5 protein-coding genes and 1 pseudogene are annotated in these 5346 nt (G+C 59.3%); 1 reads left to right on the top strand and 5 read right to left on the bottom strand.

All coding sequences use genetic code 11. The annotated features are described in order from the left end of the window. From LJE91_15890 to LJE91_15910, 5 genes and pseudogenes are all read right to left on the bottom strand, one after another. Window positions 1-1494, bottom strand: a complete 1494-nt coding sequence (locus LJE91_15890; GenBank protein MCG6870151.1) for an SLC13 family permease — start codon at window positions 1492-1494, stop codon at window positions 1-3. A 65-nt stretch (window positions 1495-1559) separates the two neighbouring features. Then, a complete protein-coding gene (locus tag LJE91_15895; GenBank protein MCG6870152.1) occupies window positions 1560-2075 on the bottom strand; it encodes a CBS domain-containing protein in 516 nt (171 codons plus the stop codon). A 447-nt stretch (window positions 2076-2522) separates the two neighbouring features. Next, a pseudogene (locus LJE91_15900) lies at window positions 2523-2676 on the bottom strand (transposase). A 58-nt stretch (window positions 2677-2734) separates the two neighbouring features. Then, window positions 2735-3049, bottom strand: a complete 315-nt coding sequence (locus tag LJE91_15905; GenBank protein ID MCG6870153.1) for a hypothetical protein — start codon at window positions 3047-3049, stop codon at window positions 2735-2737. Further along, entirely contained in the window at window positions 3046-3972 is a 927-nt protein-coding gene (locus tag LJE91_15910; GenBank protein MCG6870154.1) for an ABC transporter ATP-binding protein, read from the bottom strand. The genes LJE91_15905 and LJE91_15910 overlap by 4 nt, the downstream gene beginning before the upstream one ends. Before the next feature lie 235 nt (window positions 3973-4207). On the opposite strand from LJE91_15910, the gene LJE91_15915 reads away from it, so the two are divergent. Next, window positions 4208-5346 (top strand): leucyl aminopeptidase family protein (locus tag LJE91_15915; GenBank protein ID MCG6870155.1); only part of this gene is annotated, 1139 nt, incomplete at its 3' end.

Below are 5346 nucleotides of genomic sequence, written 5' to 3' on the forward strand. Positions count from 1 at the left end.
TCACTCAACCGATAGCGTGATTGGCATCCCCATGATTGGCCAGATAACGGTGATGGCCAAGGCCGTCACCGCCATCAGGATAATGGACGCCGGGATGCCCCATAAGAAGAACTCGCCGGTGGTAAACTGCCCTGAATTATAGGCAATGGCGTTCGGCGCCGCGCCAACCAGGAGCAGGAAGGGCATGCCGGCCACGACCAGGGACGCGAAAAGGATGACCTCGCCTGCTACGCCGAGGTATGGGGCGATGACCAGGGCGACAGGCAGCGAGATCGCAATGGCGGCCACATTCATGATGAAGTTGGTCATGAGCATGACGAATAAGGCAATGGCCATTACGAAAACGAACCAGTTCGATTCCTGGAATATGACAAGCCAGTTGACAGCCAGCCACTTCGCAGCCCCCGTCTCCCACAGGCAGAAGCCGATGGACATGGCCCCGGCAAAGAGAAGAATGATATTCCAGGGAATCGTTTCCAGATCGTCCACGTCGAGGATACTAACCAGGTAAAAGGCGACGGTGGAGCAAAGCAGTATCCCGGTCTTATTGATCACATTCAGGGCCGGGAAGAAGGATTGGGCCGAGATGACACAGATTGTGGTGGCGATGATCAGTGAGGCAAGAATCTCATCCCTGGTCATCGGGCCAAGCTCTCCGTACATCCGCTTGGCTTTCTCCTTGAGGCCAGGGAGGCGCTTCTTCTCGGGCTTCATAACGACCATGAAGAGGGCATACAGCAGGAAGGTCATGAGCCACCCGATCGGCGCCATATAGTAGGTCAGTTCGAAAAAGCTGATCTCCTGACCCGTGACGTCCTTGTAAAAACCCAGGGCCACCGCGCCGCGGGCCGCTCCCAGAAGGGTGACGATGCTGCCGGCCCCTGCCACGTAGGCCATGCCCATGAACAGCCCCTTGCCGAACCTGGTGGGTTTGTCACCCTCGTCGTATAAAGAATAGATGGCGAGGAGCAGGGGGAACATGGTGGCGGCCACGGCAGTATGGGCCATGATGTGGGTCAGGACTGCAGTCAATAGGAAACAGCCCAGGTAGATCATGCTGGTCTTCTCGCCCACAATGGAGAGCATTTTGTATGCAATCCGCTTGGTTAACCCCGTCTTGGTGAAGACCATGCCGATGACAATGGAGCCTAAGATAAAGAGGACCGAGGGGTCCATGAAGTCGTTGAACGCCGCCTTGGCGGGCCGGATCAGAAATAGCACCTGCAACACACCGATGGTCAGACTGGTCACGCCGATCGGCACCACCTCGAACACCCACCATGTGCCCGCCAGGGCAAAGACCGCCAGGGCGCCCTTGGCCTCCTTGGTCAACACGAAATGCTCGCCCATGGGGTCGACCGCGTCTGGCCATGGAGGTGAAAGATAGATGATCGCGAACAGTACGACCCCCAACGACATGAAACCGATACGCTTCCAGTCTACGGGCCTTTTTTCAACAGCCAGACCCGTACTTACACGGCTTGCGTTTGCCATGAGTTCCTCTTCTTCGTTATAGATTCAACATTAAAGAGCCCAGTATGGATGAACGGTCACTCGTTCTAGAAATGGCAGCGAAGGCAGATCGCGGTAAAAACCTCTTTGATGCGGAGCACGCCGACGATTCTCTTTTTCTTAAGCACCGGCAGGTTGTTCTCATTCTTGTGCATCATAATGTATAGAGCCTTCAATAGGGGATCAGACGCCTTTAAAGTCGTCGTTATGGGCGACAGGACCTCCTTGATCGGCCTACCGCCCCGTTTGCGGCACTTCTTGAAAAAGGATTCCTCCCAGAGGATCGCCAGGTTCGGGTACTCGGCCTCAAACCCCTCGAATTTCGCTAATTTCTTTTTCCGAAGTAGGCGCGGTTCGAGCCCTTGGAGCATATCACGCACCGTAACCCGGCCGATCAACTGTTCTTGGTCGTTCAAGATCATCAGCTCCGAAAACCGTAACTGATCTTCGTATGTGAATGACCGGATGACGTTAATCGCCTCATGCAGTGTCTGGTCCTCTCGAAGGTGCGGATACACATCCAGAGGAATGGCGAGATCCCCCGCTGTCTTGTCTATGCTCACCAATTCTCCTCCTCTACCCCAAAATAAGCGACATGGGCTATCGACTTCACTGGCCTCACGATAGCATGAATGGTTGGACCAGCCGCACCCCGGGCGAGTGAACACCGCCCATGTTGAGCGATATCCGTTTTGTTATGGACCACAGTGTAACCCTTCACAAAGGCAGCGGCATTTGAAGTTGCGGCATTGTCTGTCGGACATTGAATTCAGGCGATAGCTCGGGGTACAACACGGTACGGCGGCGGAGCTGTCCGTCTGGGAAGTATCCGGTGAGGGCAGCACAAATTTGATCCTCGAGGGATCATCCAGGCACTCATCAGCGCCTCCCAGTTGGGCGCATACAAGGTCAGAAACAGCGACTGGAACCGCTCCCATGGGCACAGACGCGATTTGCAATGCACCCTGGCCAGTTGAAAGACGCGACAGGCGCGTTCGAAGGATCTGGTCGATCAGGAACGCCAGCAACATCAAGCCGGCCAGCGTGCCGCACAGATACTGTTTGCCGTGCCCGAAGTTGTGTTCGAAGTGATAGCCGCGGGTTTTTCAGTGTGTTAAACGTCTCGTTCTCGATCTTCCACTGTGCCCGACCCGCCCGCATCAACGTCTGGGCGTTGTCGCGGGTAATGGCCGGGTGGGTGATCTAACTCCATATGCGCTCCTTACCCCGGGCGTCGACTTCCCAGTACTCTCAGGAAATTGACGGCAGAGTCGAGATCCGGGTGTGCATGGTGCAGGGGAACTTGATGGGTAAAGCGGTAACCGCGTGTGGCGCCGGATTTTTCATCGGCCTCTTCCCATTCGGTGCACAGTCCTTTTTGCAGACGCGCCTGCACGGTCTGGAACAGTGTCGGGTTGCCGCCCGGCTTGGTGCCGATGATGAAGTCCATCTGGTAAGGAACTCCCCCCGTCGGGATGGTGCGCAGGGCGACCAGCCTTTGCGGGGTCGTCATGCCAGGCGACTTGCGTCTGCTCACTGCCCGTTGCCCCGGTTGGCGAGCCGGCTGATGAAGAATTCCTCGAGCCGGTTGGTCTTGTTCTTCATGCTGAGGATGTCGATCCCGGCGTGCGAGAGGTCGGCGAACAGATCGTTCAGTTTGACGTCGCAGTGGACCCGGGCCTCCAGGGTGCGTTCGTCCACGAGTCGAAGTTCGTGCCCGCCGAGTTCAGGGAGTTGTTCGAGCGGTTCCTTCAGATAGAGCACGAAGGTCTCCTCGTGCAGGCGCGACAGCAGGTCGCGCATCGCCGAGTGCTCGACGATGCGTCCCTCGTCGATGATGGCAATCTGGCGGCACAGACTCTCCGCCTCCTCCAGGTAGTGCGTGGTGAGGATGATGGTCGTGCCTGCCTCGTTGGTCCGGGCGAGGAACTCCCACATGGAACGGCGGATCTCGATGTCGACACCGGCCGTCGGTTCGTCGAGGATAAGCAGGCGGGGTTGATGGATCAGGGCGCGCGCAATCATCAGACGGCGTTTCATTCCCCCGGACAATTCGCGTGCCTGCACGCGCCGCTTGTTCCACAGGCCGAGCTGGTTCAGAACCTCGCCGGCGGCGTCGAATGCCGCCCTGCGCGGAATGCCGTAGTAACCGGCCTGGTTGACCACGATCTCGACGACCGGTTCGAAGACGTTGAAGTTGAATTCCTGGGGAACGAGGCCGATGTTGCGCCGTGCCGCGGCGAAGTCGGTGTCGATGTCGCGCCCGAAGATGAAGACCTTGCCGCCGGTCTTGTTGATCAACGAACTGACGATGCCGATCGCCGTGGACTTGCCGGCGCCATTCGGACCTAGGAGGGCGAAGAACTCCCCCTGGGCCACCGTCAGGTCGATGCCCTTCAGGGCTGGTGGGCCGTTCGCGTAGGTCTTGCGCAGGTCCTGAATCTCGAGTGCAGCGGTCATGTGCCTCGAGGGTCGGACGGGGTCGGTGATGATGTCATCGGGAAGACGCTGTACGCCGGCACGGCGGCAAACCGCAGAGCCAAGAATTCTATCACGTCCCGCGAATGGGGCAGAAGGACGGGATCAGCGGAGAATGTACAAATTCCATGTATCGTGCTTGCTCTGGCTTGCCAGCGCAGGGCATTTCAAACACCATTGACGGCGACTTCCAGCAAAGCGGCAGGTGCATCGGTTTATGACAGCCATGATCCGTGCTTACGACAAGGCGGCATTCGAAGACGCAACCCCGGTGTATGTGCTGAACGAAAACCGGCTGCAGGCGTGGGTCCTGGAACGGGGCGGTGTGGCGGCGCGCTGGATCGAGTCGCTGGGTTTCAATGCGGCCGCCGGCGAGCTGGCGATGGTGCCGGGGGGCGAAGGCGGTATCGAGGCTGTCTTGCTTGGGGCCTCCGCCGAGGAGGGATTCTGGATCGCGGGTGTTCTGCCTCAGAGGCTGCCGCCAGGTGAGTACCGCATCGCGGAAGGCCCCGGCGATGGGTTTGCCGAACAGGCCGCGCTGGCCTGGGCACTCGGCGCATACCGCTTTACACGCTACACCGGTAACGGCAAGCCGCCCGCGACACTGGTGGTGAGTCCCGGGGTGGCGTTCGACCGGGTACGGTCGCAGGCCGATGGCATCACCCTTTGCCGTGATCTGATCAATACGCCGGCGATGGACATGATGCCGAGGGACATCTCGGAGACCATGCGGGAATTGTCGAAGACATTCGGCGGCCGGTTCGAGGAACTGGTCGGTGAAGAGTTGCTTTCGGGAAACTATCCGATGGTTCACGCGGTAGGGCGCGCCAGCGCGAACCCACCGCGCATGCTTGAGCTGAACTGGGGCGATCGAGGCCCCGGAATCACCCTGGTGGGCAAGGGCGTCGCATTCGACAGCGGGGGGCTCGACATCAAGTCGGCGAACGGGATGCGCCTGATGAAGAAGGACATGGGCGGTGCGGCGCACGTCATCGGTCTGGCGCACATGATCGTATCGTCCGCCTTGCCGGTGCGGCTACGGGTCCTGGTGCCTGCGGCGGAGAATGCAATCTCCGGTAACGCCTACCGGCCGGGCGACGTGTTGACGGCGCGCAATGGCAAGACGGTGGAGATCGACAACACCGACGCGGAAGGCCGGTTACTGCTCGCGGACGCCCTTTGCGCTGCCGGTGAAGGGGATTCGGAGGTCGTGATCGATTTCGCCACTTTGACCGGCGCCGCCCGAGTCGCGCTGGGGACGGAGATACCAGCGATGTTCTCGACCACGGAGTCGCTTTCGCGTGCCGTGTGCGAGGCCTCGGATGGGGTGTTAGACCCGGTGTGGCCACTGCCCTT

It is taken from the genome of Gammaproteobacteria bacterium (assembly GCA_022340215.1).
Lineage (GTDB): Bacteria > Pseudomonadota > Gammaproteobacteria > JAJDOJ01 > JAJDOJ01 > JAJDOJ01.